The following is a 26,024-nucleotide window of genomic DNA, read 5'->3' as shown; positions in this document are numbered from 1 at the left end:
CGCATCAGTCCATATGGAAAACGGTCGTCAGCGGCACTGCCACCGGTTCGTTGTCGGCTTTGGTTTCCATAATGTCGGCCATGTAGGCCCACCATTTCTGCATGACCGGATGGGAGGGCAGGTCGGCCATGCGGTGATCGGCGGTGCGCCAGAGCACGCCGAAAAGCAGGTTGGTCTCCTCGTCCAGATGGATGGAGTAGTCGGAGACGCCGGCTTCCTTCAAAAGCGCCGCCAACTCCGGCCAGATGGCGTCGTGCCGCGCCTTGTATTCGGCGACCATGCCCGGGTTCAGCCGCATGCGGAATGCGTATTTTTCCATCAGAACCTCAATGCGCAAGACGGCGGCGGGCACGCCGCCAGAGGATGGGGAGTGCGATCACCGAGATCAGCAGCAGGCCGATAAAGATCGACATGACGATACCGGGCACATTGAGCAGACCGAAGCCGAAGGTCACCATGCCCATGATCACCGCCGCGAGCACGACGCCGGGAACGGTTCCGGAGCCGCCGAGAATATTGACGCCGCCGAGCACGACCATCGTCACCACTTCGAGCTCCCAGCCGAGCGCGATCGACGGACGAGTGGAGCCGAGGCGCGAAGTCAGGCAGATCGAGGCGAGCCCGGCCATCAGCCCGGTCAAGAGGAACAGGATGAACTTGATGCGCGCAACGCGGATGCCGGAGAAGAGTGCCGCCGTCTGGTTGTTGCCGATGGCATAGACCGAACGGCCGAAATTGGTCTTGTGCAGCACGACGCCGTAGGCCACCGCAAGGGCGACGAAGAGCGTGAACTCGAAAGAAAAGACCCACCAGACATAGCCCTGACCGAACCAGGAGAAGCTGTCGGGATAACCGGTGAAGGCCTGGTCGCCGAGGATGATAAAGGAGAGCCCGCGGAACAGGCTCATGGTGCCGATGGTGACCACGATCGATGGCAGGCCGAGGCCGGTGATCAGCAGGCCGTTGATGGCGCCGCAAATGAGGCCGACGGAGAGGCCGATCACCACCAGCGCCGGCGTATCGAAACCGAGCTGGACGGCATAGCCCATCGCCGTCGAGGCAAGCGCGATGATCGACGCCACCGACAGATCGATCTCGCCGGAGATGATCACCAGCGCCATGGCAAAGGCGATCATCGCCTTTTCGGTGAAGTTGAAGGTCGCGTCCGAAAGGTTCCACGGGTCGAGGAAGTAGGGCGAGGCCAGCGAGTTGCCGAGAAAGATGAGGCAGGCAACGACGAACAGCAGGCTTTCCCAGCTCTTCAACAGGCGCGCGCCGCGACCTTCCAACCGGTCGGGAATGTTGCGGGGGGTAAGGTGTGTCTCGGCCATCAGACAGCCTCCGCCTTTCTCAAAATGACGCGTCCCTTGCGCCGCTCGGCGCGGGCGTTGACGGCGACAGCAATGATGATGACCATGCCCGAAATCGCCAGCTGGGCGAAGGGCGAGATGTTGATGACCGGCAACGCGTTCTTGATCACGCCGAGGAACAGCGCACCGAGCACGGCGCCGGCCACCGTTCCGATGCCGCCGGCGATCGAGATGCCGCCGATGACGCAGGCGGCGATGATGTCAAGTTCGAAGCCGGCTGCGATATCGACATAGGCAACCGCGTAGCGCGATACCCAGAGGTAGCCGGAAAGCCCGGCGAGCGCACCGGAAAGACAATAGGCCGAGAAGCGGGTGCGGCCGACATCAATCCCGGTATAGACGGCCGCATGCGGATTGCCGCCTACGGCGTAGAAGGCGCGCCCGAGCGCCGTCCGGCTCATCAGCAGGAAGACAAGTCCGATCATGACAAGCGAGAGCCAGGAAAGAACCGGAAAGCCGATGAGCTCGGCACGCGGCAGCGCCTTGAACGCATCACTCATCTGGTGCGCGTTGATCCACTTGCCGCCGCTCAAAAGGAAGATCAGACCGCGATAGATGGTCAGGGTGCCGAGCGTGACGACGATCGGCGGAATATCGAGTTTCCACACGAGCGCGCCGTTGATCATGCCGAGCAGCGTGCCGAGCGCCATGGCGGCGAGGATGACCAGCGGGATCGGAAGGCCCGGAAAGGCGGCGTTCAGCATCGCCGCCACCATGCCCGAGAGCGCCAGGTTGGCGGCCATCGAGAGATCGATGCATCGCGTCAGGATCACCGCCATCTGGCCAAGGGCCAGAATGATCAGGATCGAGGTGTCGTTATAGACGCGTGCCAGATTTGCCGGTGCGACAAAGGGCGGGAAGCGCCAGGTGATCAGCGCGAGCAGCACGGCGATCGCGCCGACGAGCAGCAATTCGCGATTTCTAAGAAACTTCGCCATCACGCGGCCTCCTGGATGCCGGCGGCGGCACGCACCAGCTTTTCCGCCGTCAGATCGGCGCGCTCGAAACGACCGGCGATCCGTCCTTCTCGCATCACGATGACACGGTCGGACATGCCCATGATCTCGGGGATTTCCGAGGAGACCATGATGACGCTGAGGCCTTGCGCCGCCAGTTCGCTCATGAAGGCGTGCACTGCAGCCTTCGAGCCGATGTCGATGCCCTTGGTCGGTTCGTCGAGGATGATCACCTTCGGCCGGGTCGCCAGCCACTTGGCGATGACGACCTTCTGCTGGTTGCCGCCCGAGAGCGTGCCGACATCCTGATCGAGCGAGGCGGCGCGCAGATCGAGACGCGAGGTATATTCGCGGGCGAGCGCGAACTCGTTGGCAAGTTTCAGGAAGCCCGAGCGCGAGGTGCGCGACAGCGACGGCAAGGTGACGTTCTGGAAGATCGGCAGGCCGATGATCGCGCCCTGCCGGCCGCGCTCTTCCGGCACATAGACGATACCTGACCGGATCGCCTCGGAGGGGCTGCGGATGACCAGCACCTCGCCATCGAGCCGGACCGCACCGGCCGATGGACGGGTGATGCCGATCAGCGACTGCATGAACTCCGATCGGCCGGCGCCGACAAGGCCGTAGAAGCCGAGAATCTCGCCGCGGCGAAGCTCGAAGTTGATATCTTCGAATTCGGTCGGGTGGCGGTAGCCGGAAACGGTCAACACCGGTTCGCCGATGGTGACGTCCTTCTTCGGATAGACCGATCCGACGGCGCGACCGACCATGAGGCGCACCAGTTCGTCCTGGCTGACATCGGCAATCAGCCCCTCGTCCACCATCGTTCCATCGCGGAAGACCGTGTAGCGATCGGCGATGCGGAAGATCTCATCGAACTTGTGGCTGATGAAGAGGATCGCCTTGCCGTCGGCCTTCAGCCGCTCGACGAGGGCATAGAGCTCATTGATTTCCTTGTGCGACAGCGCTGCCGTCGGCTCGTCCATGATGACCACCTGGGCATCAACGGATAGCGCCCGGGCGATCGCGACGAGATGCTTCTTGGCGATACCGAGATCGCGCAGTCGGATCGTCGGATCAAAATCGGCGCCGGCGCGCGCGAGCAGGGCGCGTGCATCGGCATTAAGCTTCTTCCAGTCGATCAGCCCGAAACGATTGCGCGGGGCATGGCCGAGGAAGATGTTCTCGGCGACCGAGAGTTCGTCGAAAAGTACGGTTTCCTGGTGGATCGCCGTGACGCCTGCACGCGCCGCCGCGAGCGCTGTCGGAAAGTGTACCTCCCGATCGGCAACGGAGATGGTGCCATGGTCCGGCTGGTAGATGCCGGTCAGGATCTTCACCAGCGTCGATTTTCCGGCGCCGTTTTCGCCGATCAGCGCGGTCACAGATCCCGGATAGAGCGACAGCGAGACGTCGGAGAGCGCCTTCACGCCGGGGAAGGACTTCGAGATCCCCTCGAGCGCAATGGCGGGCTTCATCCGCGATGTGAGCGTATCCTGCAGCAAGAGACAGTCCACCAGTTCAGTGTTTCGATGACGCAAAGTCGTTCGGGACTCGTATGCCCGCATTGGGCTGCGCGAGGTTGCCCCTTACCCTAACCCTCTCCCCGCGGACGGGGAGAGGGAACGAGTATGCCGCGCTCCTTCCCCTCGTCAGGACGAAGGCAAACCGTTGCCGCTCGTCCCTTCTCCCCGTAAGCGGGGAGAAGGTGCCGGCAGGCGGATGAAGGGCAGCCTCCCCGCAAGGATGAGGCCGACATCGGCCAGGCGGTTCACCCGATCAGAAGATCTTGGCGAATTCCTCGACGTTCTTGGCGTCGTAGACGAACGGATCAGCCATCGCGCCTTCGTTGTTGTCGTCGAGCTTGACGGCGCCCATGCGGCCCATCTTCAGTTCTGCGCCGGGCTTGGCTTCGGCACCGTTGATCAGGTCATAGGCGATCATCGTTGCGGAGTAGCCGAGGTCGATCGGGTTCCAGATCGCGAAGGACTTGGAGGCGCCCGACTTCACGTGGCCGGCCATTTCCGAGGGAAGGCCGAGACCGGTGACGTTGATCTGGCCGATCTTGCCGGCGTCGGTGACGGCCTGGGCAGCTGCGACGATGCCGACCGAGGTGGGTGCAATGATCGCCTTCAGGTTCGGATAGGACTGAATGAGGCCCTGCGTTTCGCGGTAGGACTTGTCGGCAAGGTCGTCACCGTAAACGGTCGCGACGACATTGATGCCCTTGTAGTTGCCCTGCACCTTTTTCATTTCCTCGATCCAGACATTCTGGTTGGTCGAGGTTGCCGTTGCCGAAAGCACGGCGACGTCGCCGCCTTCGGGAAGGTTGTCGGCGGCGAGCTTGATGATCATGTTGCCGATCAGCGGGCTCGAAGACGGGTTCAGGTGCATCAGGCGGCCGTCCTTGGCGACGCCGGAATCCCAGGAAATGACCTTGATGCCGCGATCCATCGCCTTCTTCAGCGCCGGAACGAGAGCGTCGGTATCGTTGGCGGAGACAGCGATCGCGTCGACCTTCTGCGCGATCAGCGAATTGATCACCTCGATCTGGCCTTCGGCGGTCGTCGTCGTCGGGCCGGTGTAGATCACCTCGACGTCGCCCAGTTCCTTGGCGGCTTCCTGGGCGCCCTTGTTGGCGGCTTCGAAGAAGCCGATGCCGAGCGCCTTGACGACGAGCGCGATCTTCTTGTTTTCCGCATGCGCGGCATTGGCCATCAGCGCCAGCGACACGGCGGCCGTTACCATCAGTGACTTCAGGATCTTCATGCTCATTTCCTCCCATTGTCCGGTGCGCGAAAATCGCATCCGGCGCGAATTCCTCCGTTCGGCGACGACCCGGCCGTTTCGGCCGTGACCGCCACCTTCCCCTCCCTCCTCCGCCTCAGGCGGACGAGGACATGTTCTCTGCATCCGTGCCGGCTCTGCCGCTGGCAACGACCAGCCTCACACCGGCATTTTCGAGCATCGCGGCATGCCTGTCCTCGATGCCCGAATCCGTGATCACCGTGGCGATCCGCTTCAATCCGCACAGGATCAGGCTGGAGCGCTTGTGAAATTTCGATGAGTCGACCAGCACGACGAGTTCGTCCGCCTGGTCGATCAATTTCTGTTCCGCCTGGATCAGCAGCGGGTCGGCCTCCATCAGGCCGAGCGGTCCCAATCCTTGCGCCCCCATGAACATGCGGCGCGCATAGAAATTGCGCGTCACGTCATTGTCGAAAGGACTGAGGATGATGTTCTGCTCGCGGTAGATCGTGCCGCCCGACAGCATCACCGTATTCTTCGAATGCTTCAGCAGATGCTCGGCGATCGGGAAGGAGTTGGTGAAGACCTGCATCCGGCGATTGCTGAGGAAATGCACCATCTGAAAGGTGGTGGTGCCGCCATTGATGATGATCGGCTCGCCATCTTCGCAAAGCGCCACCGCCTCCTTGGCGATCGCCTGCTTTTCGCGGGCGTGCAGACCTTCGTTGACCTTGAACGGCCGACCGGCAAGCCCGACGAACTGCGGCGGGTTGATTGCCTCCGCACCGCCGCGCACCCGGCGCAGCTTCTTCTGCACGTGGAGGGCTGCAATATCACGCCGGATCGTCGCCTCGGAACTGTCGGTCAGATCGACCAGTTCCTGGACGGTGACGACGGGTTTTTCCTGAACCGCCGACAGAATGATCCGGTGTCTTTCTTTCTCGTGCATGCGCTCCTCCGATGCTTTTCATGCTTCCATCACGATCGACCATTGTCAATCACAATCAATCATATTTTTTCATTGTGCAGCGCAATATGCGCGAACTTGATCGTTTTTGATTGACTTTAACGCTCAAGTCCTGTGATCTGATGCCAACCACATCTCTGCGCGGTCGCCAAGCCGCGCGCATCTGACCGGGAGGAATTCGAGATGCTTGACAAGCAGCAGGGCGCACGACTTGCAAACCTTTGGGACGAGGCAAAGGCTGCCGGCATGAGCGAATCCGGACGCCTGCTCTATCGCTCGAACCTGCTCGGCTCCGACAAGCGCATCACCAACTACGGCGGCGGCAATACCTCGGCCAAGGTAATGGAGAAGGATCCGCTCGGTGGCGGCACGGTCGAGGTTCTCTGGGTCAAGGGCTCCGGCGGCGACGTCGGAACGATCAAGCTCGACGGCTTTGCCACCCTCTATATGGACAAGCTCAACGCGCTGAAGTCGATTTATCGCGGTGTCGCATTCGAAGATGAGATGGTCGGTTACCTGCCGCATTGCACCTTCAATCTCAATCCGCGCGCCGCATCCATCGACACGCCTTTGCACGCCTATGTCCCGAAGAAGCACGTCGACCACATGCATCCCGATGCGATCATCGCGATTGCCGCGTCAAAGAACAGCCGCGAACTGACGGCGAAGATCTTCGGCGACGACATCGGCTGGCTGCCGTGGAAACGTCCGGGCTATGAGCTCGGCCTGTGGCTCGAAAAATTCTGCCTGGAAAATCCCCGGGCGCGCGGTGTCGTGCTCGAAAGCCACGGTCTCTTCACCTGGGGCGATACGGCGAAAGAAGCCTACGAGACGACGATCGAGATCATCAACAAGGCGATCGCCTGGTTCGAGGCTGAGAACACCAAGCCTGCCTTTGGCGGCGCAGTCACTGCGACGCTTGATGCTGCCGCCCGTGCCGACGTCGCTCGCAAGCTGATGCCCGTCATCCGCGGCCTGATCAGCGCAGACGAGCGCAAGGTCGGTCATTTCGACGACAGCCAGGCCGTGCTTGATTTTGTCTCCGCGCGCGACCTGAAGCCGCTCGCAGCACTCGGCACCAGCTGCCCCGACCATTTCCTGCGCACCAAGATCTGCCCGCTGGTGATCGATTTCGACCCGGCCAATCCGGATGTCGACAAGACGCTGACAGCACTGCCCGAGGCGATTGCCGCCTATCGCGCCGACTATGCGGCCTATTACGAGCGCTGCAAGCACGAAGACAGTCCCGCCATGCGCGATCCGAATGCAGTGGTCTATCTCGTGCCTGGCGTCGGCATGATCACCTTTGCCAAGGACAAGGCGACGGCCCGCATCTCCGGCGAATTCTATGTCAACGCCATCAACGTCATGCGTGGTGCCTCCGGGGTCTCCACCTATGTCGGCCTGCCGGAACAGGAAGCCTTCGACATCGAATACTGGCTGCTTGAAGAAGCGAAGCTCCAGCGCATGCCGAAACCGAAGAGCCTGGCCGGCCGTATCGCGCTCGTCACCGGCGGCGCCGGCGGCATCGGCAAGGCGACGGCCAACCGGCTGATGCAGGAAGGCGCCTGCGTGGTGCTCGCCGATATCGACGAAACCGCACTGAGCGCCGCTGCGAGCGAGCTTTCCGCGCGCTACGGCAAGGATTTCGTCCGCTCTGTCAGCATGAACGTCACCAGCGAAGCGGCGGTCGAAGGCGGTTTCGCCGACGCGCTGCTTGCCTTCGGCGGTCTCGACATTCTCGTCTCCAACGCCGGCCTCGCCTCGTCTGCCGCGATCGAAGACACGACGCTGGCGCTCTGGACCAAAAACATCGACATTCTGACGACCGGCTATTTCCTTGTCTCGCGTGAGGCCTTCCGCATCTTCCGCCAGCAAAAGGCCGGCGGCAACGTCGTGTTCGTCGCTTCCAAGAACGGCCTTGCCGCCTCCCCCGGCGCGTCGGCCTATTGCACCGCCAAGGCCGCCGAGATCCATCTCGCCCGCTGCCTGGCGCTTGAAGGTGCAAGCGCACAGATCCGCGTCAACGTCGTCAATCCGGACGCGGTTCTGCGCGGCTCGAAGATCTGGACCGGCGAATGGAAGGAGCAGCGTGCCGCCGCCTACAAGATGGATGTCGACGACCTGGAGGCGCATTATCGCGAGCGCTCGATGCTGAAGCTCAGTGTCTTCCCCGAGGATATCGCCGAGGCGATCTACTTCCTTTCCTCCGACATGTCGGCGAAATCGACCGGCAACATCATCAATGTCGACGCGGGCAACGCCCAGTCCTTCACCCGCTGATCGAGGAGAGTTTCATGACGACCACCATGATCAGCCAGGCAACGGTCGAGGCCGAGAACGAAAGCCGGCTCACTGCACTTCGCCGGGATTATGAAAGCCTCGGCGAGCGGCTCGACCGCCGTGGTATCTCGATCGACGCGATCAAGCGCAAGGTCGCCGCCTATGGCGTCGCCGTCCCCTCCTGGGGTGTGGGCACCGGCGGTACGCGCTTTGCCCGCTTCCCCGGCAAGGGCGAGCCACGCAACATTTTCGACAAGCTCGAAGATTGCGCCGTCATCCAGCAGTTGACCCGGGCGACCCCGACCGTCTCGCTGCACATCCCCTGGGACAAGGTGAACGACATTTCCGAACTGAGAGCGAAGGGCACGTCGCTCGGTCTCGGCTTCGACGCGATGAACTCCAACACCTTCTCCGACGCGCCCGGCCAGCTGCACTCCTACAAGTTCGGCTCGCTGTCGCACGCCGACGCCGCCACGCGCCGCCAGGCGGTGGAACACAATCTCGAATGCATCGAGATTGGGCGGCAACTCGGCTCCAAGGCGCTGACGGTTTGGGTCGGCGACGGCTCCAACTTCCCCGGCCAGAGCAACTTCACCCGCGCCTTCGAGCGTTATCTCGACGCGATGAAGTCGGTCTATGCAGCCCTGCCGGAGGATTGGCGGGTCTTCACCGAACACAAGATGTTCGAGCCTGCCTTCTATTCGACCGTGGTACAGGACTGGGGCAGCAACTATCTGATCGCCCAGGAACTCGGACCCAAGGCCTTCTGCCTGGTCGACCTTGGCCACCATGCGCCGAACGTCAATATCGAGATGATCGTCGCCCGCCTCATCCAGTTCGGCAAGCTCGGCGGCTTCCACTTCAACGATTCGAAATACGGCGATGACGATCTCGACACCGGCGTAATCGACCCCTACCGCCTGTTCCTCGTATTCAACGAACTGGTGGATGCGGAAGCGCGCGGCGCCAAAGGCTTTGAGCCGGCGCATATGCTCGACCAGAGCCACAACGTCACCGACCCGATCGAAAGCCTGATGACGAGCGCAACCGAGGTCTGCCGCGCCTATGCCCAGGCGCTGATCGTCGATCGCAAGGCGCTTGAAACCTGCCAGGACGACAATGACGCCCTGATGGCGAGCGAGACGCTGAAGACTGCCTTCCGCACCGACGTCGAGCCGATCCTTGCCATGGCGCGGCTTGAAAGCGGCGGGGCGGTCGCGCCTGTCGCGACCTATCGCAAGAGCGGTTACCGCGCGAAAGTCGCGGCTGACCGCCCGGCCGTTGCCGGTGGCGGCGGCGGTATCGTCTGACTTTCATCAAGCGCGACGGTTCAAAAAAATCGTCGCGCGATGAAATTGCCCCCTATCTGATTTCAATTCCTGATCTATCTTTCCCTTGAAGGTCCAACGGAAAGGGAACCGTTCATGGGTATCGAAAGCATTCTCGTCTTCCTGATTGTCGGCGCGATCGCCGGCTGGCTTGCCGGCCTCATCGTCAAAGGCTTCGGCTTTGGCCTGATCGGCAACATGGTGGTCGGCATCATCGGCGCCTTCATCGCCGGCTTCCTCTTCCCGGCGATCGGCATCAGCCTCGGGACAGGCATCCTCTCGGCGATCCTGCACGCGACGATCGGCGCCGTTATCCTGCTGGTGCTGATCCGCATCGTCAAACAGGCCTGATCCCACACCATCCAGCAGCAGCAACCCTTCGCGCCTGGGAGCCCCCCGGGTCGCTCGATCTGGACGCGCGAAGGGTGCTGTAGCACTCTGATTTGCTGGCCGGGTCATCAGCCGGAAAATCTTACATTGCCAGACGGAGGCGAGCATGAACGCGCTTTACACCGACAAGATCGAAACGGCGCTCAAGCATTTCATCGCGGATCATCCGGGCCTGCAGACACGAGACGAGGCGATCATCGCAATCCTCGAGAACTGGTTCACCAGCCACGGCTACCTGCCACCACAGCAGGAAGGTCTGCGCCCGGAAGACCTTGACGCCTCCAACGACGACTGAGAGATTTGCGCACCCGGCGCGCAAGATCATAGCGCTCTTCGCGCCGCGGCTGATCGCCATTGCCTTTTAATAACGTGAACTGTTCGCCATGAGCCTGACTTCCGTCAAACACTTCTTTTCCGAGCATGCCCCAGACATCGACGTCATCGAACTACAGCAAAGCACCGCCACGGTTGCCCTTGCAGCCGAGGGCCACGGCGTCGAGCCGGCTCAGATCGCCAAGACACTGGCGCTTCGTGTCGGCGACGACGTGATCCTGATCGTCACCCGTGGCGATGCCCGTCTCGACAACAAGAAGTACAAGGCCCGCTTCGGCACCAAGGCGCGTATGCTCGGCTTCGACGAGGTGGAAGCCGAAACCGGCCACCCGGTCGGCGGCGTCTGCCCCTTCGGCCTTGCCAAGCCGCACAGCATCTATTGCGACCTGTCGCTGAAGGCCTACGACATCGTCGTTCCGGCCGCCGGCGCCACCAATGCGGCCGTGCACATCAGCCCCGCCCGCATTGCCGAACTGACCGGCGCCGAGTGGATCGACGTATCGGAAACGTAGTTCGGCGTTTCACGAACGTGACCTGCCTTGGAATGGCCACAAAGCTTAACTGAAACCGCAGGCGCGCACCGGTAGTGATTTGCCGGTTCGGTTCTTTGCATGGTCAGGAGTCCGTCAAGCATGAAGCTACTCGCGTACCCGCTCATCTTCGCTGCCACATTTTCTCCGGCGCTGGCGATGGATCAGTCCCTGGTACGCCAGTTCGAAAAGCTTGACCCGCAGACCCGCCTGGAGCAGCGCTGCGACACTGAAGCGATGGAGCGCATCAATGCCGACAAGTCGACCTTCAAACCGGACAAGGTAATCGCCTACACCTTCGCCGAACCGGTGGTGAAGGAAGACAAGATGAAGGCGCCGGGCGCCGTATTCCGCAGCAAGGGAGAATGGTACAAGCTGAAGTTCAAGTGCCGCACCGATACGGAGCACCTGGATGTCCTGTCCTTCGAATACAAGATCGGCGAGCTTGTGCCGCACGAGAGCTGGGACGAATTCTACCTCTATCCCTGAGTGGGGCGTCGCCCGAAGTCGCCGTTAGAGGACAGCCAGCAGAAACAGCAGCGAGCCGAGCGACAACGCGGCCATGATGCTCATCAACATCTTCATCATGTGAGCTGCCATATCGTACATCCTTGTCTCTGCTCCCTCAGGAATGAACGAATGCGTCTGCTTTTTGGGCGGAAGTCTCGAAAAGCGCCAGGTTCGAGCGCTATTGCTACAACCATCGAGACTGCGCCAGCATGGTTAACAATTCGCTAACGCGAGCCGCACTCGCCCCCAACATCGCGGCCGCCTGAACCGCCTCCATTCAAGGCAAGGCTCAGGCAAGATCGAAGCGGAATAAGGGAGCCCTAGGAATGGCCCCTCGACGCGCTGCCGTTGCGCCCGGAGGCGTCCGGTCCCTACCCTGCCGTTGCATCGCCAGCCACCGCTGCTCTCGTGCCGGCGTGCAAGCAAAAGAGACGCGACCGGCGGCTTGGCCGAGGGCTCGATGTCGCACATGACTGAGGAGAGGCGAGTGAGCCAGGTCAAGCTGAGCATCTGCATTCCCACCTATAATCGCGCGCCCTTCCTCGAAAAGGCGCTCGGCTATTTCGTCGAACTCTACCAGTTCCCCTTCAAGTACGAGATCATCATCTCCGACAACGCCTCGACCGACGGCACCCGGGAGATCGTCGATCGTTTTGTCGCCAAGGGGCTGCCGATCCGCTATTTCCGCCAGTCGGAGAATTTCGGTGCGATTCCCAACGTCATCAGTGCTGTCAGCCGCGCGGTCGGCGAGTACACGCTCTACCTCGCCGACGACGACGTGCTCATCAACGATGGCCTGCGCGAGGCAATCCGCTATCTGGACCTCAATCCGGAAGTAACCGCCTGTTTTGCGCCCTGGTACACGCATGACGAGGTCGACGAACGCGACAACGCGCCGTTCTTCTCGGTCGACAAGGACACGAAGTTCAAGAAGCGGGAGTTCGAGCCGGTGTTCGATTTTCTCGTTGACCGACATGTCTTTCCCGAGATCGGCATCTACCGGACCTCGGCCCTGCGCTCCGCTTGGGCGCCTCGGCACTTCGCATATTGGGCCTTCTCCTATCTCGCGCATTTTCTCGAACTCGGTGCCGTCACCTTCCTGAAGAAGCCTTTCTACCGCCAGGTGATACGCTCCAAGATCGTCCGCGATCGGCCGCAGGCGGGCCACGCCGAAACGCTGACCGGGTGGGATACCTATCGCGGCGGCCTTGAGTACTTCATCTACAGCGGCGCCAAACGCGGCGTTGTGAAGCTGACTGCCGATCGCCGCGCCTATTTCGATGCGCAGATTCGGGACTTCACCATGGTCCGCATGAGCGTCGCCTTGCGCATGTGGGTATTGAAGAAGGACTATGTTCGCGCCTATGAGCTCTATACGCGGCTGATGTTGGGCGGCTTCGAGCACCATCCCGACGTTCAGCAGGCACGAGCGGCGCTGCCCCTCATGGTCGCGCTCCAGACCGTCACGTGGCACACGAACGCCATCGCAGAAATCGATCGGCTTGTCCTTCACGGCGTGGACGACCACGGCGCGATCGAGGCGCTGTTGCGTGAGCTGGGACTGCGCTCCGAAATCGCAGTAGTGCCGCCAACGACACAATTGACGGCGGACGAGATGGCCCGCACCGCCGTGTTCATCACCTCCGATAGCGACCGCAAGCATTATCTGCGCGAAGGCTATCCGCCGAACATGGTGGTCAGCGAAGGCGATATTCTCAGCCATGTTCTGATCTGAACGAAAGGGCGCCACCGCGCCCTTTCTTGTTTTCAAGGTGGCACCGTCTGAGAGGCGGAGCCGTGGCCAAGCGCCAACGGCCTTTTCGGCCTCACACCTGCCCTTCCTACTTGCGCATGATGCCCTTGTAGTAGGAGCCGTTTCTCGGCGGCGGGCGGTTTACGGTCTTTCCGGGCGGATTGTACTTCTCGCTCCGGTGGCCTTCGTTGACCGGCGTTGGTGACACGCCCTTGTAGTAGCTGCCGCCTGCAAAGGCAGGAGCGGCTGCGCCCGCGGCGATCGTAGCCACGACGAAAGTTGCTAAAGAAAGCCTGGCAAATTTACGCATTTCTAATCCTCGGTTGACCCTGCCACGATCCTGTTTTTGTTGTGGTTCCGTAGCATCGATTACGCGACGAGACGTTCGTCGCTCAGGTCCTCCCGGGCGCCAGAATAGGCAGAAGCTGCGACGGACATGTAACGCAGGTAACAGCCGCCGATCCCCGCCTTCGATAGAAAGGAGGATCAATACCGGAACATCCCCCCTCCAAGTGGTGCCACTTGAAGCAGGAGGGCGTTCCAGAAAACAACGGGCTGGAAAGCTGAAGCAGCTGTGATCGGCGTTTGGCTTCTCCAACAACCATCGCTTCGCGACGGTGAGATCACTCAGCGAAAGAGTTGCAGGATGTTCTGCGCGTTGGAGTTGGCGATCTGCAAAGCCTGGATGCCAAGCTGCTCCTGCGTCTGCAATGCCTTCAGGCGTGTCGACGTCTCGTTCATATCGGCATCCACCAAACGTCCAACACCCTTTTCGATGGTGGCCATCAGCGACTGAGCGAAGCTGGACTGCATGTCGATGCGCGTCAGCAGCGAACCCAATGCGGCAGCTCCGTCGATCGTCTTCTGCAACACGACTTCGATATATTGAATGTAGGAATCGATCGACTGCGGGTTTGCGGCGACATCGATATCCAGAAAATCGCGTCGCGCGATCGGCTCGATGTTGACGTCGATGCCCGAGAACTCGATGCGCGTCGAAATGCCGGACTTCCGATCGACGGCAGGATCGGACTTTACCAACACCCCGCCTGCCCCATCATTCTGAACAATGGTGCCGGGCCGCGTGACGAGCGACTGCAGGAGCGTCACCATCTCGTCGCCGGTTTCGATCTTGCCGGTATCCTTGCCGAGCAGGTTGTTCACGTAGTTGCGATCGAAGGAATGCGCACTGGCTGCCTCGCCGTTGACCGCAAAACTGAAGGAGACGACCACATCCTTGTAAACCTCGAAAGGTTCGAAGGTCAGCGTCATCTCCGATCCGCGCTCGCCGAAGTCCGAGTTCGGCGCCAGTCCACCGGCGCCCCCGGTTGCGGTGTTGACCGTCAGATTGGCGACTTCGACATAGGATCCATCCAGCCCGGAACTCTCCTGCGTCCTGAAGCCGATCCTGTCGATGATAGGCGCATAGGGCGGATAGTTGTAGTTGTATGTACGAACAACGGCACCGGCGCCCGCGGTTGTGACCGCATGATTGAGTACCGCCGCATATTGCGTGTAGTTCGAGATGACGCCGTTGGCGGCACCGCCCAGGACCGCATCCACGGTCGTACGGTCGATGGTAATCCCGAGCGTCGGCTTGCCTGCATGGTGCGGCAATGGCAGACCCTGCGTGCTGCTATCCTTGTCGACGATGATATCGAAAGTGATGTTGTGGCTCGGATCCGAAAATGTGATCGGACCGTTGAAAGTGAACACGAACTCCCCGGCGCCGCCGATCCTCCCATTGTTGCGGCTGTTGGTCGTATAGCCGTCGACATCCGTACCGGTAACGAAGCGGATGCCCCCGACCGTACGCAGATCCCGCGTATCAGCCTGGAGGATGCCGCCGCCCGTGCTGTTGAACAGCGAGGACTCTCTCAAATGAAAATCTGCGGTATTGAGCGACACGCCATTCCTGGAGTCGCGTGAGAACGAGGAGACGACGGACGTTCGGTTGAGATCGCTGTCATAGATATCGGAGACGTCGGTCTTCAGCCAGTTCTGCCCGCTGAAACTCGATGACGCGACAATGCTCGCGACTTGCTGCTTCAGTTCCCCGAGTTCCTTTTGGATCTTGCTCTTGTCGACGCCCGGCTCTTTCGCCGCCACCAGCTTGGACTTGAACTCGCTGAGGATGCCAACGACGGCTTCCATGCCGGCATAGGCTGTCTCGACCTTCGCCGCACCAAGTCCGAGCGCATCCTGGACCGCGGAAACCGCCTTGCTGTCCGATCGCATGGTCGTCGAGATCGACCAGTAGGCTGCGTTCTCGGCCGCCGTCTGGATCCGCAACCCGGAGCTTACCTGGCCCTGCGCCGAAGCCATGCCGGAGTTGATCGTTCGCAGAGCCTGGAGCGCAGAAATTGCCCCAGCGTTCGTATGAATGCTGACCATATTAGAAACATCTTAAAATTGAAAATACCCATCATGGGCGACGCGAGATTGTGGCGATACAAGCAAGGAGATGGTTAATTAAATCTTAAGACAACGGCATAGCCGCACCGCGAGCTTAAAATAATCCGTTGATCCGGCATGGATCGGCGGAAACATGAAGGTTTACTGCATGCCGGGGGCCACTCAGGTGGGACTACGCCAAGACAAAGACTTCCCGCGCCAATCCGCCTCCGCAAGGGTGCGGCCAACGAACATTACACGGAGTGCCAGAGGTGGGATTGCGTCACGCCGCACACGCTGAAGACGCCTTGTATCTATCTTAGGGACCAAACACTCTTTGAGATGAATGGTGCCCGGAGGCGGATTTGAACCACCGACACGCGGATTTTCAATCCGCTGCTCTACCAACTGAGCTATCCGGGCATCCTGCCGTTTTCGGGCAGCGGTTCCTTGCGGAACCCTCGGGGCGCTTGTTTGTGCCCCGGAAGCGAGCGGGGTTATAACATCTTGTTCGGCGGTGTCCAGCGCCAAATGAAAGTTTTTTGACCGAAATCCTGTGGACAGTCGAAAAAACCAAAAAGACAAGGAGTTTCAGAGGGATCGTGCTCGCTCCCAGCTACGCGCTGCGAGAGAAGCGGCCTTCAGAAGCCGAAACGACGGCTGCACGCACCTGCAGACGCGCAGGATCGTCCGGCCGTTGTTCAGAGCTTAGAGGATGCATGGAGGGAAATGGCCAGAACTGCGCGAGCGGCCACGTCGGCACGCGTTAGCGGTCGTCTCTGTCGTCGGCCTTCGCCTCGTCGTCGGCGACCGGAATGGCGTAGGAGCCGGAGAGCCAGCGATTGAGGTCGACATTGCGGCAGCGGTCGGAGCAGAAGGGATAATGCTCCCGATGCGACGGCCGCCCGCATTCTGGACAGGGCCTAGGCGCCCGCAGGGGCGCGATGTTCGAACCGCTCTTTTGGGTTTCGTCGGTCACTGGCTTCAGCCTTCCAGCCAACGATTGTGCACGTCATAGCCTTCGCCGACAAGCAGGCTGACGGTTTCGTAGAGCGGTAGGCCGACGACATTGCTGTAGGAGCCGACGAGTTTGACCACGAAGCTGCCGGCAATGCCCTGGATGCCGTAGCCGCCAGCCTTGCCGCGCCATTGACCCGAGGCGAGGTAGCTTTCGATGTCAAAGCCTGAAAGGCGTTTGAAGCGCACCTTGGTGTCGACGACCTTCTGCCGGAGCGTCTTGTCCGGCGTGATCAGGCAGACGCCGGTATAGACGCGGTGGCTGCGGCCGGAGAGAAGATGCAGGGCGCTGGATGCGTCGCTGACCAGTTCCGGCTTCGGCAGAATACGTCGTCCGACACAGACCACCGTGTCAGCCGCCAGGATGTAGCTACCGTCCCAGCCGGGCTCGCCCTTGATCGCGGCAAGCGCTGCCCGCGCCTTCTCGGCCGACAGCCGCCTTGCGAGCGAACGCGGATGTTCGGCACGCTTCGGCGTCTCGTCGAGATCCATCGGCATCAGGCGCGTGGGCTCGATGCCCGCCTGCGCCAGAAGTTCGACGCGACGCGGCGAGCCGGACGCCAGTATCAGTTTCTTGGCCACTGTCATCGGAACGAGCCGTCACTCCAGAGCAATTCCAGCAAAAATGCGGTAGGCGGTTTTGCGTCTGGAATTGCAATCCAACCAAACGTTAGAGCGTTTTCGCGATTCGAAGAAGAAGCGGAAATGCTCCAGGAATTGCGTAGAGCCGGAGCGGCTTACTTGAAGCGATAGGTGATACGGCCCTTGGTGAGGTCGTACGGGGTCATTTCAACGAGAACCTTGTCGCCGGCAAGCACGCGGATACGGTTCTTACGCATGCGGCCCGCGGTGTGAGCGATGATCTCATGCTCGTTTTCGAGCTTCACGCGGAAGGTCGCATTCGGAAGCAATTCGGTGACCACGCCCGGAAATTCAAGGACTTCTTCTTTCGCCATGTAGGACTGTTCTTTCTATCTTTGTTTAGGGATACGTCAGGTATCCCGAAAAATTCGCCGGAAACTACACAATCGACGAGGATTTGTGAACCATCTAAGACCGGCTTTTGCGCTTTTGTGACGGGCTACAATGCCGCGCGTCCTATCAGAGGCGCAGCGGTCGCTATAGCACTTTGAACTGCGGCATGTCTTTAGCTTTAAATCGGTCAGGATTGAAGAAGACATGTAAAAGAACTGTCGCCGGAAACCGCATGCGGATCGCCGTGAAGTTCTCAGGTTTTTTCTCGTCTGTGCGGGCCGACCAACCGAAGATTGATCAGCGTCGACAGGTGATCACGCACTGCGCGATACGCGTCGACGATCTGCTCGCGGGTGCCGGCTGCTACCGTCGGGTCCGGCGTCGGCCAGTAGACCACGTCGACGGCCATCGAGCGAGTCAATTCCAGCGCCTTGTGATGCGCCTCCGGCGCCAGCGTGACGATGAGGTCGAAGTAATCGTCCTCCAGTTCGTCCAGCGTGTGCGGTTGATGCCGTCCGAGACTCAAGCCCACCTCGGCCATCACCACGTCGACAAAAGGATCGCGTTCGCCGTGCCGGACACCGGCGGAAGCGACGTAGGTTCCGGCCGGCAGGGCTGCCTTGGCGAGTGCTTCGGCCATCGGCGAGCGGATGGCATTCATGCCGCACATGAACAGGACCGAACGGGGCGTCTTGAGTGGCGAAACCTCGGTTCCCGTCATGCCGGTCCCGCTCTCATCCGCGCCAATAGAGCACGCAGACGAGCGTGAACAGGCGACGGGCCGTATCGAAATCCAGCCGGATCTTGCCGGACAGACGATCCAGGAGGGTCTGTGAGCCCTCGTTGTGGATGCCGCGGCGCCCCATGTCGATCGCCTCGATCTGACTTGGAGTCGCCGATCGGATCGCCTCGTAATAGCTCTCGCAGATCATGAAGTAGTCCTTCACGATCCGTCGAAACGGCGTTAGCGACAGGATATGGGTGGCAACGTCGCCGCCTTTTTCGGTCGAAATTGCAAAGACCAGCTTCGCATCGACGAGCGAGAGGTTGAGCTTGTACGGACCGCCGGGATGGCCGACGGGCTCGAACAGGTTTTCTTCGAGCAGATCAAAGATCGCAACCGCGCGCTCATGCTCCACGTCAGGCGTCGAGCGGCCGATGGTCTCGTCCAGAACGACATCGCAGAGGCGCAGGTTGCGGTCCGCCTTCATCCAGCATCCTCGAAATTGAGACGAATGGCGACGGAGCGCGCATGAGCCTCAAGGCCCTCGGATTTTGCCAGCACGATCGCCGCAGGCCCCAGGATCCGCAGCTGCTCGGGATCGAGCCTAAGGATCGACGTGCGCTTCATGTAATCGAGCACGCCGAGACCGGAGGAGAAGCGCGCCGAGCGCGCCGTCGGCAACACGTGATTTGAACCGCCGACATAGTCGCCGATAACTTCGGGCGTGTGGCGGCCGACGAAGATCGCGCCGGCATTGCGGATCTTGGCGATCATCGGTTCCGGATCGGCGAGCGCCAGCTCCAGGTGTTCCGCCGCGATACGGTTGGCAAGCGGCACAGCCTTTTCGAGATCGGGAACGAGGATGACGGCGCCGAAATCGCGCCAGCTTGCCGCCGCGGTTTGGGCGCGCGGCAACGTCTTCAGTTGCCGTTCGACCGCCTCCTCGACCGCCTGGCCGAAGGCCGGATTGTCGGTGATCAGGATCGACTGGGCGCCGACGTCGTGCTCGGCCTGGGCCAAAAGATCGGCGGCGATCCAGTCCGGGTCGTTGTGCTCGTCGGCAATGACGAGCACTTCCGAGGGGCCAGCGATCATGTCGATGCCGACGGTGCCGAACACCTGGCGCTTGGCAGCGGCCACATAGGCATTGCCGGGGCCGACGATCTTGGCGACCGGCGCGACAGTCTCGGTGCCATAGGCAAGGGCTGCAACGGCCTGCGCGCCGCCGATGCGGTAGATTTCCTCGACACCGGCAAGCCTTGCTGCTGCAAGCACCGCCGGGTTGATCTCGCCGCCCGTTGCCGGCACCACCATGACGATACGGGGAACGCCGGCCACTTTCGCTGGAAGCGCGTTCATCAGCACCGAGCTCGGATAGCTCGCCGTACCCCCGGGCACGTAGAGACCGACGGCATCCACCGCCGTCCACCGCGAGCCAAGGCCGACACCCATGGTGTCCTCGTAGATATCGTCCTTCGGCCGCTGGCGGGCGTGATGCGCCTCGATACGGGTGGCGGCAACCTTCAGGGCGCCCAGAACCTCCGGCTCGACCGCCTGGATCGCCGCATCGATTTCGGCGGCACTCACGGCCATCGGCGTCACGGAGAAATCGACGCCATCGAAACGCTTGGAATACTCGGCGAGCGCCGCGTTGCCGCGGACGCGTACGTCGTCGATGATCGCCTTGACCACCGCATTGACGTCCTCGGACACCTCACGCTTGGTCGTCAGGAAGGACGCGAACTTTTGTTCGAAGTCGCCGTCGAGGAAGTTGAGCCTGATTGCCAAAGGAGACGTCCTTGTATGCCAGTGTCGTTCGGGTCGAGTGGATCAAGCGCCTTCAGGATGCTTGGGCTTAAATGCGGTTTCCCACGCCCCGCCGGTATCCGCAAGCTGCGTTTCGATACACTCCACGTCAAGCGCGATCGACGCAGCACCGGCCAGAACCAGTTCAAGCGTGCCTTCCGGCCCTTCTCCGCGCAGGCTGAACTTCAGCGTCAGCAGATCGAGAACCGCCTCGGCATCGCGCCGGTCAAAGCCGACCGAGCGGACGGCATTCACCTGCTTGAACAACAAAAGTGCGCGCCGACGCTCGAAGGAGCGCCGCTTGCCGTCGGCCGTCTCCCAGACGAACCGATTGACGATGAGCGAGAACTGCTTGCGCCGAGCGTCATATTCCAGGCCCGACACCTTGAACACGGCATCCTGGACGTGCGCGGAGACGACAGCGAGATCCTCCTCGTCGAGCGCCAGCAGCTTCAGACCGTTCATGCCGTCCATCCCTTTCATTTCGCCGCACATCTTCCGTGCCACAATTGAAATGGACATAGGATGTTGCGCCTGAAACCGCAACGGTATCAGGCGCAACCGATCAAATCAGTCGCTGACGCGCTCGACATGCGCACCGCAGCGGGTGAGCTTTTCTTCAAGCCGTTCGAAGCCGCGATCGAGGTGATAGACGCGCGAGACCATGGTTTCGCCCTCGGCAGCCAGACCGGCGATGACGAGCGAGACGGAGGCGCGAAGGTCAGTCGCCATGACGGGCGCGCCCTTCAGCCGGCTGACGCCTTCGATCTTCGCCGTCTGGCCGGAAAGCGAGATCTTGGCGCCGAGACGGGCCAGTTCCTGCACATGCATGAAGCGGTTTTCGAAGATCGTCTCGGTGATGTGCGAGGTGCCTTTCGCCATGGTCATCAGACCCATGAACTGCGCCTGCAGATCGGTCGGGAAGCCAGGGAAAGGATCGGTGACGACATCGACCGGCTTGATGCCGGCGCCGTTGCGCACGACGCGGATGCCGCTGTTCGTCTCGGTAATCTCGGCACCGGCGCGGCGGATCGCTTCGAGCGCCGTGTCGAGCAGCGCCATATTGGTGTCTTCGAGGATGACGTCGCCGCCGGTCATGGCAACGGCCATGGCATAGGTGCCGGTCTCGATTCGATCCGGCAGGACGCGGTGGCGCGCGCCGGAGAGCGAACGTACGCCTTCAATCGTAATCGTCGGCGTGCCCTGGCCGGTGATCTTGGCGCCCATGGCATTGAGGCAGTTGGCGAGATCAACCACTTCGGGCTCACGCGCAGCGTTGCCCAGCACCGTGGTGCCGTTGGCAAGGGTCGCTGCCATCATCAGGACGTGGGTGGCACCGACCGAGACTTTCGGGAACGTGTAACGCGCACCGATCAGGCCGCCTTCCGGCGCCGTCGCGTTGACGTAGCCGCCGTCGATCTCGATATTGGCGCTGAGCGCCTGCAGGCCTTCGATGAAGAGATCGACCGGACGCGTGCCGATGGCACAGCCGCCGGGCAGCGAAACGCGGGCCTTGCCTTCACGGGCCAGCAACGGGCCAATCACCCAGAAGCTGGCACGCATCTTCGAGACCAGCTCGTAAGGGGCGGTCGTATCGACGATGTTGCGGCAGGTGAAATGAATGGTGCGGGCGTAGCTCTCGCCCTGGCGCTCGCGGCGGCCGTTGACGGAAATATCGACGCCGTGGTTACCGAGGATACGGATCAACTGCTCGACGTCGGCGAGGTGCGGCACGTTTTCGAGCGTCAGCGTATCGTCGGTCAGAAGCGACGCGATCATCAGCGGCAGGGCCGCGTTCTTGGCGCCGGAAATCGGAATGACGCCGTTAAGCTTGTTGCCGCCTACAATCCTGATGCGATCCATGAGGCCTCTCGAACGGGCTTGGCCCGCCTTTCCAAAAATAATCCATGTTTGTCTGAAGGCGCCTCTTTAGTGGAGACGCCGCGAAATTAGAAGTACCTTGAACGCCAAGCGTCCATTCAAACGCCTGAGGTCGCCATATCGATTAAGTCGCTGCCCTCGATCGCCACCGACCGCGAGCATTTATGCAATTGGACGCCAGACGGCCGGGCCGCCCGCACATGGGAAAGAGCCGGCGAACGCCGCCCCTGCCCCGTACTAATCTTGGGATTCGTCCGTTTTTGCGGCAGGAAGGCCGCTCACTTCATCAGCTGCACCGGAGCGACGCGCCCGCGCCTGCTGCTTGCGGCGCTGGAGATTGTCGCGCAAGTTCCTGGCAAGTCGCGCCTTTTTCAGGTCCGCCTCGGTCGTATCCTTCTTCTTGTCCCGGCGCACCTTGCCCTCGCTCCGCGACTCGTCCGGCGCGGGCTCGTTTTTTCCACCATCACTGTCGTTTATCTGCATGGTCCTGCATTAGCGCAAAACCAGGGTCTTCGGAAGCGGCGGCAAACTTTCTCACAGGTCTTCGCGAAAAACTTCGAAATGCGGCTTGCACTCCCCGTCCAGCTATGGCAATAGCCCCCTCGCTTGATGCGGCTGACACACGAACCGGCCGCCAGATGCTGCTATAGCTCAGGGGTAGAGCACTCCCTTGGTAAGGGAGAGGCCGAGAGTTCAAATCTCTCTAGCAGCACCAGTTTTCCCGCAGGACATTCAAACATTTAATCCGGTCACTCTGGTACAGATGACCCGTCGGCTTCACCCGTGACCGCCTCATGCGGACCGTGCGCCGCTCCGTCCGCGCCATCTCACCCGTCGGGCTTCTCTCCCATTTCGGCCGTCACCAGGCAATTCAACTCGTCCAGCCACTGCGCTATGCTCCGATTCGGGCGCGCCCATGCCTCCCCCCTCCGCTCGGGAAAGTAGATTTCATACGGGGCCATCCACCATCGAGCCAACTGTTCGAGCCTTGAGCATAAGGAGGGATTGCGAAGACTGCTCGCATCAGGAGGTTACCGATGAAACTGTCTGCGCCAATCTACCATCTGAAGCGCAAAGCGAAGCGGCTTTCCCGCGATGAAGACATTCCGCTTCATGAGGCACTCAATCGCGTCGCCGTTCACGAAGGCTATGCGAATTGGAGCCTTCTCGCCTCAAGGCATGTCTCTGCCAAGCCCGAAGACACCTTGTTGGAGCGCCTGCGACCGGGAGACCTGCTTCTCCTAGGTGCACGGCCCGGACAGGGCAAGACGCTGAAGAGCCTCGAGCTGGCCGTGAATTCGATGAAGGTCGGCCGGCGGGCGTATTTCTTCACGCTGGAATATACGACGAAGGACGTGATCGATCGTTTTCCCACAGTCGGCGCCGAATACGCGTCGTTTGTCGAACTCTTCGAGATCGACTGCTCGGATGCAATCAACGCCGAGTACATCATCAAGAAGCTGGCATCAGCGCCACGCGACTCGTTGGTAGTCGTGGATTATTTGCAACTGCTCGACCAGAGGCGTGAAAACCCGGAACTGGGGAAGCAGGTTCTGAGCTTAAGGGCGTTTGCACAGGAACACGGCATCATCATGGTCTTCATTTCCCAGATCGACCGTTCCTACGATGCCAGTACAAAACCGTTTCCCGATATCGACGATATCCGGTTGCCGAATCCGCTCGACCTCAGGCTTTTCGACAAGACGTGCTTTCTGAACCGCGGAGAGACGCGATTGCAGTGCGTGGCCTGACGCACCGGGCGAGCAAGCCAAGATCGGGAACGTATCCGCCCTCGCCGCGTTACAGTTTCAAAGACAGCAACGCGGAGGCTTATACATGAAAGGCATCATTCTCTGGCTCATGGGCGTGCCGCTCATCGTCATCATCCTTCTCTACATGTTCGTGTTTTAGAGAAGCGATACGCAACGGCAGGTTGGCGCCTTAACGCAACCTTAAGATTCCACTGCCAGATTTGACATCGCGATGATGGACAGTCGCAACATCTTTGATCCCCTATTGAAACCGGCACTTGCCGGTTTCTTTTTTGAATTGGCGGAAGCCGCTGCGCGCTCTTCTTGGCGCTACCTCGGCGTCAGACCTTGACGGCCTGCTCGACGAAGTCTTCGGAGCCGAAGAACTTGAGATAGCGCTCGACTTCGGCGGGATCGCCGGTCGCCTTGCGCGGATTATCGGAGAGCTTCACCGCCGGGCGGCCGTCGGCCTCGCTGACCTTGCAGACGATCGAGATCGGGTTGAGGCCGCTGATTTCCGTCGGGGCGCAGTCGGCGAAGTCGTTGGTGAGGTTGGTGCCCCAGCCGAAGCTCATGCGCACGCGCCCCTCGAAATGCCGGTAGGTCTCGATGATCGTGTCGACGTCGAGACCGTCGGAGAAGATCAGCAGCTTTTCCCGGGGGTCCCGTCCCATCTTTTTCCACCAGGCAAGAATCTTTTCACCGCCCTCGATCGGCGGCGCACTGTCCGGCCGGAAGCCCGTCCAATCCGCCACCCATTTCGGCGCGTCGCGCAGGAATGCTGCGGTTCCGAAGGCATCGGGCAGCACGATCAACAGATTGCCGCCATAGAGCTGGTTCCAGTCCTGCAGCACCTTATAGGGGGCGGCAGCCAGTTCCTTGTCATTGCGGGCAAGGGCCGCAGCCACCATCGGCAATTCGTGTGCGTTGGTACCAAGTGCTTCCAGATCGTTGTCCATGGCGAGCAACACGTTGCTGGTCCCGGAGAACGAACTGCCGATCCCTTCCTTCAGCGCCTCGACGCACCAGCGCTGCCAGAGGAAGCTGTGCCGCCGCCGCGTACCGAAATCGGAGATCCTGAGGTTCGGATATTGCCGCAGGCGCTCGACCTTGGACCACATCTTGGCCTTGGCGCGGGCATAGAGCACGTCGAGGGTAAAGGGACCGAGTCCCTTCATCGCCGAGCGCGAGCGCAGCTCGTTGATGATCGCCAGCGCCGGGATTTCCCACATGGTGGTCTCGGCCCAGCGGCCGCGGAACGTCAGTTCGAACTGGCCGTCGCTGCGTTTCAGCTCATAGTCCGGCAGGCGGAATTTCGCGAGCCAGGCAAGGAACTCCGGCGAGAAGATCTGCTTGCGGCCGTAAAACGTATTACCCGCGAGCCAGATCATCTCCTTCTTGGAGAAGCGTAGCTCGCGCGCGTGATCGAGCTGTTCGCGGAGTTCCTGTTCGTCGATCTCGTCCGCAAGTCGCACCGTCTTCGTGCGGTTGATCAGCGAGAAGGTGGCGTCGACATCCGGGTAAAGCTGCCAGATCATCTGCAGCATCAAGAGCTTGTAGAAATCCGTATCCAGCAGGCTTCGCACGATCGGGTCGAGCTTCCAGGCGTGGTTATAGACGCGCCTGGCGATATCGGTCTTCGTCATCGGTGAAATCTCTCCTTCCTCAGCGCGAGGGCAGTCGAACTAGTTCAGCTCGACACCGGCATCACGCATGCGGGTAATCATAGCCTGAAGCGAACCATTGAGGTCGATGCCTCGACAGGCTTCGAGAATGACCGATGTCGAGAACCCCTGCGCGACGGCATCGAGCGCAGAAAAGGCCACGCAGAAATCCGTTGCCAACCCACACAGCGTGACCCTCTTGATGCCGCGGTCCCTGAGATAGCCGGTGAGGCCCGTGGGTGTCCGGCGGTCGTTTTCGAAGAAGGCGGAATAGCTGTCGATCTCGGGCCGGAAGCCCTTGCGGATCAGGAGCTCGGCCCGCGTCCATTCGAGCGCCGGATGGAAATCAGCACCGCCGCTTCCCTGGACGCAATGGTCCGGCCAGAGCGTCTGGCCGCCATAGGGCATCGCGATCATTTCGAACGGGTTCTTGCCAGGATGGCTGGAAGCAAAGCTCGAATGGCCAGCGGGATGCCAGTCCTGCGTCAGCACCACATGCTCGAAGCGGTCAATCAGGCCATTGATCATCGGTACGATCTCATCGCCGCCTGCGACCGCAAGCGCCCCGCCAGGGCAGAAATCGTTCTGCACATCCACGACGACCAACGCCTTATCCGCCATAATTCATCCCTGCCTGCCAAACG

27 protein-coding genes and 2 tRNA genes are annotated in these 26,024 nt (G+C 61.0%); 9 read left to right on the top strand and 20 right to left on the bottom strand.

Annotated features, from left to right (window positions below; all coding sequences use genetic code 11):
* Positions 1-4 precede the first annotated feature (4 nt).
* From rhaM to LAC81_RS01180, 6 genes are all read right to left on the bottom strand, one after another.
* Complete coding sequence (rhaM, locus tag LAC81_RS01205) at positions 5-319, bottom strand: L-rhamnose mutarotase (protein WP_223726402.1); 315 nt, start codon at positions 317-319, stop codon at positions 5-7.
* 7 nt (positions 320-326) lie between these two features.
* Positions 327-1,331 (bottom strand): ABC transporter permease, encoded by a 1,005-nt coding sequence (locus tag LAC81_RS01200; RefSeq protein WP_223726401.1) that lies wholly within the window; start codon positions 1,329-1,331, stop codon positions 327-329.
* Entirely contained in the window at positions 1,331-2,311 is a 981-nt protein-coding gene (locus tag LAC81_RS01195; RefSeq protein WP_223726400.1) for an ABC transporter permease, read from the bottom strand. The genes LAC81_RS01200 and LAC81_RS01195 overlap by 1 nt, the downstream gene beginning before the upstream one ends.
* Positions 2,308-3,804: a sugar ABC transporter ATP-binding protein gene (locus tag LAC81_RS01190; RefSeq protein ID WP_223727872.1), complete on the bottom strand. Its 1,497-nt coding sequence runs from the start codon at positions 3,802-3,804 to the stop codon at positions 2,308-2,310. The genes LAC81_RS01195 and LAC81_RS01190 overlap by 4 nt, the downstream gene beginning before the upstream one ends.
* Positions 3,805-4,105: 301 nt before the next feature.
* The gene (gene rhaS / locus LAC81_RS01185; protein WP_113536457.1) at positions 4,106-5,095 is read right to left on the bottom strand and encodes a rhamnose ABC transporter substrate-binding protein; all 990 of its coding nucleotides are present in this window, start codon (positions 5,093-5,095) and stop codon (positions 4,106-4,108) included.
* A gap of 115 nt (positions 5,096-5,210) precedes the next feature.
* Entirely contained in the window at positions 5,211-6,023 is an 813-nt protein-coding gene (locus LAC81_RS01180; RefSeq protein WP_113536458.1) for a DeoR/GlpR family DNA-binding transcription regulator, read from the bottom strand.
* Between the two features lie 201 nt (positions 6,024-6,224).
* On the opposite strand from LAC81_RS01180, the gene LAC81_RS01175 reads away from it, so the two are divergent.
* The 7 genes from LAC81_RS01175 to LAC81_RS01145 all read left to right on the top strand — a co-directional run bounded on the left by LAC81_RS01175 (position 6,225) and on the right by LAC81_RS01145 (position 13,150).
* A complete protein-coding gene (locus tag LAC81_RS01175) occupies positions 6,225-8,324 on the top strand; it encodes a bifunctional rhamnulose-1-phosphate aldolase/short-chain dehydrogenase (RefSeq protein WP_223726399.1) in 2,100 nt (699 codons plus the stop codon).
* Positions 8,325-8,338: 14 nt separating this feature from the next.
* Positions 8,339-9,634, top strand: coding sequence for an L-rhamnose catabolism isomerase (gene rhaI, locus LAC81_RS01170; protein WP_223726398.1), 1,296 nt, complete (start codon positions 8,339-8,341; stop codon positions 9,632-9,634).
* A gap of 114 nt (positions 9,635-9,748) precedes the next feature.
* Positions 9,749-10,003, top strand: coding sequence for a GlsB/YeaQ/YmgE family stress response membrane protein (locus tag LAC81_RS01165; RefSeq protein WP_223726397.1), 255 nt, complete (start codon positions 9,749-9,751; stop codon positions 10,001-10,003).
* Positions 10,004-10,148: 145 nt separating this feature from the next.
* Positions 10,149-10,337, top strand: coding sequence for a hypothetical protein (locus tag LAC81_RS01160; RefSeq protein WP_223726396.1), 189 nt, complete (start codon positions 10,149-10,151; stop codon positions 10,335-10,337).
* 88 nt (positions 10,338-10,425) lie between these two features.
* Positions 10,426-10,887 carry a YbaK/EbsC family protein gene (locus LAC81_RS01155; protein WP_113536462.1) on the top strand — a complete coding sequence of 154 codons (462 nt, stop codon included), beginning with the start codon at positions 10,426-10,428 and terminating at the stop codon, positions 10,885-10,887.
* Between the two features lie 120 nt (positions 10,888-11,007).
* On the top strand, positions 11,008-11,394 hold the full coding sequence (locus LAC81_RS01150) for a DUF930 domain-containing protein (protein WP_223726395.1): 387 nt from the start codon (positions 11,008-11,010) through the stop codon (positions 11,392-11,394).
* A gap of 508 nt (positions 11,395-11,902) precedes the next feature.
* Positions 11,903-13,150: a glycosyltransferase family 2 protein gene (locus tag LAC81_RS01145; RefSeq protein ID WP_223726394.1), complete on the top strand. Its 1,248-nt coding sequence runs from the start codon at positions 11,903-11,905 to the stop codon at positions 13,148-13,150.
* A gap of 106 nt (positions 13,151-13,256) precedes the next feature.
* Here the strand turns inward: LAC81_RS01145 and LAC81_RS01140 are convergent, their stop codons facing one another.
* The 12 genes from LAC81_RS01140 to LAC81_RS01085 all read right to left on the bottom strand — a co-directional run bounded on the left by LAC81_RS01140 (position 13,257) and on the right by LAC81_RS01085 (position 22,448).
* Entirely contained in the window at positions 13,257-13,439 is a 183-nt protein-coding gene (locus LAC81_RS01140) for a hypothetical protein (protein WP_223726393.1), read from the bottom strand.
* A 356-nt stretch (positions 13,440-13,795) separates the two neighbouring features.
* On the bottom strand, positions 13,796-15,562 hold the full coding sequence (locus tag LAC81_RS01135) for a flagellin (protein WP_223726392.1): 1,767 nt from the start codon (positions 15,560-15,562) through the stop codon (positions 13,796-13,798).
* A 347-nt stretch (positions 15,563-15,909) separates the two neighbouring features.
* A tRNA-Phe gene (locus LAC81_RS01130) sits at positions 15,910-15,985 on the bottom strand.
* Between the two features lie 343 nt (positions 15,986-16,328).
* Positions 16,329-16,541 (bottom strand): DNA gyrase inhibitor YacG, encoded by a 213-nt coding sequence (gene yacG, locus LAC81_RS01125; RefSeq protein WP_223726391.1) that lies wholly within the window; start codon positions 16,539-16,541, stop codon positions 16,329-16,331.
* A gap of 5 nt (positions 16,542-16,546) precedes the next feature.
* Positions 16,547-17,167 carry a Maf-like protein gene (locus LAC81_RS01120; protein ID WP_113536468.1) on the bottom strand — a complete coding sequence of 207 codons (621 nt, stop codon included), beginning with the start codon at positions 17,165-17,167 and terminating at the stop codon, positions 16,547-16,549.
* A gap of 149 nt (positions 17,168-17,316) precedes the next feature.
* Positions 17,317-17,535, bottom strand: coding sequence for a translation initiation factor IF-1 (gene infA / locus LAC81_RS01115; RefSeq protein WP_004435948.1), 219 nt, complete (start codon positions 17,533-17,535; stop codon positions 17,317-17,319).
* A 272-nt stretch (positions 17,536-17,807) separates the two neighbouring features.
* Entirely contained in the window at positions 17,808-18,275 is a 468-nt protein-coding gene (locus LAC81_RS01110; RefSeq protein WP_223726390.1) for a low molecular weight phosphatase family protein, read from the bottom strand.
* Positions 18,276-18,288: 13 nt separating this feature from the next.
* Entirely contained in the window at positions 18,289-18,765 is a 477-nt protein-coding gene (locus LAC81_RS01105; protein WP_113536470.1) for a UPF0262 family protein, read from the bottom strand.
* A complete protein-coding gene (gene hisD / locus LAC81_RS01100; protein WP_223726389.1) occupies positions 18,762-20,066 on the bottom strand; it encodes a histidinol dehydrogenase in 1,305 nt (434 codons plus the stop codon). Before hisD ends, LAC81_RS01105 begins: the two co-directional genes overlap by 4 nt.
* A 42-nt stretch (positions 20,067-20,108) precedes the next feature.
* Positions 20,109-20,549 carry a DUF2948 family protein gene (locus LAC81_RS01095; protein WP_223726388.1) on the bottom strand — a complete coding sequence of 147 codons (441 nt, stop codon included), beginning with the start codon at positions 20,547-20,549 and terminating at the stop codon, positions 20,109-20,111.
* 105 nt (positions 20,550-20,654) lie between these two features.
* Positions 20,655-21,947 (bottom strand): UDP-N-acetylglucosamine 1-carboxyvinyltransferase, encoded by a 1,293-nt coding sequence (murA, locus tag LAC81_RS01090; protein ID WP_113536472.1) that lies wholly within the window; start codon positions 21,945-21,947, stop codon positions 20,655-20,657.
* 255 nt (positions 21,948-22,202) lie between these two features.
* The gene (locus LAC81_RS01085; RefSeq protein WP_223726387.1) at positions 22,203-22,448 is read right to left on the bottom strand and encodes a hypothetical protein; all 246 of its coding nucleotides are present in this window, start codon (positions 22,446-22,448) and stop codon (positions 22,203-22,205) included.
* Positions 22,449-22,605: 157 nt separating this feature from the next.
* Between LAC81_RS01085 and LAC81_RS01080 the strand changes: the two genes are divergently transcribed.
* Positions 22,606-22,680: transfer RNA gene (locus LAC81_RS01080), tRNA-Thr, on the top strand.
* A gap of 322 nt (positions 22,681-23,002) precedes the next feature.
* The gene (locus LAC81_RS01075; RefSeq protein ID WP_223726386.1) at positions 23,003-23,716 is read left to right on the top strand and encodes a DNA helicase; all 714 of its coding nucleotides are present in this window, start codon (positions 23,003-23,005) and stop codon (positions 23,714-23,716) included.
* A 341-nt stretch (positions 23,717-24,057) separates the two neighbouring features.
* Here the strand turns inward: LAC81_RS01075 and pncB are convergent, their stop codons facing one another.
* Positions 24,058-25,362 (bottom strand): nicotinate phosphoribosyltransferase, encoded by a 1,305-nt coding sequence (gene pncB, locus LAC81_RS01070; RefSeq protein WP_113536476.1) that lies wholly within the window; start codon positions 25,360-25,362, stop codon positions 24,058-24,060.
* A 39-nt stretch (positions 25,363-25,401) separates the two neighbouring features.
* Positions 25,402-26,001, bottom strand: a complete 600-nt coding sequence (pncA, locus tag LAC81_RS01065; RefSeq protein WP_223726385.1) for a bifunctional nicotinamidase/pyrazinamidase — start codon at positions 25,999-26,001, stop codon at positions 25,402-25,404.
* Positions 26,002-26,024 lie beyond the last annotated feature (23 nt).

The organism is Ensifer adhaerens (assembly GCF_020035535.1).
Taxonomy (GTDB): Bacteria; Pseudomonadota; Alphaproteobacteria; order Rhizobiales; family Rhizobiaceae; genus Ensifer.
Note: the sequence above shows the minus strand (reverse complement) of the source record. Positions and strands in the feature narration are given on the sequence as shown.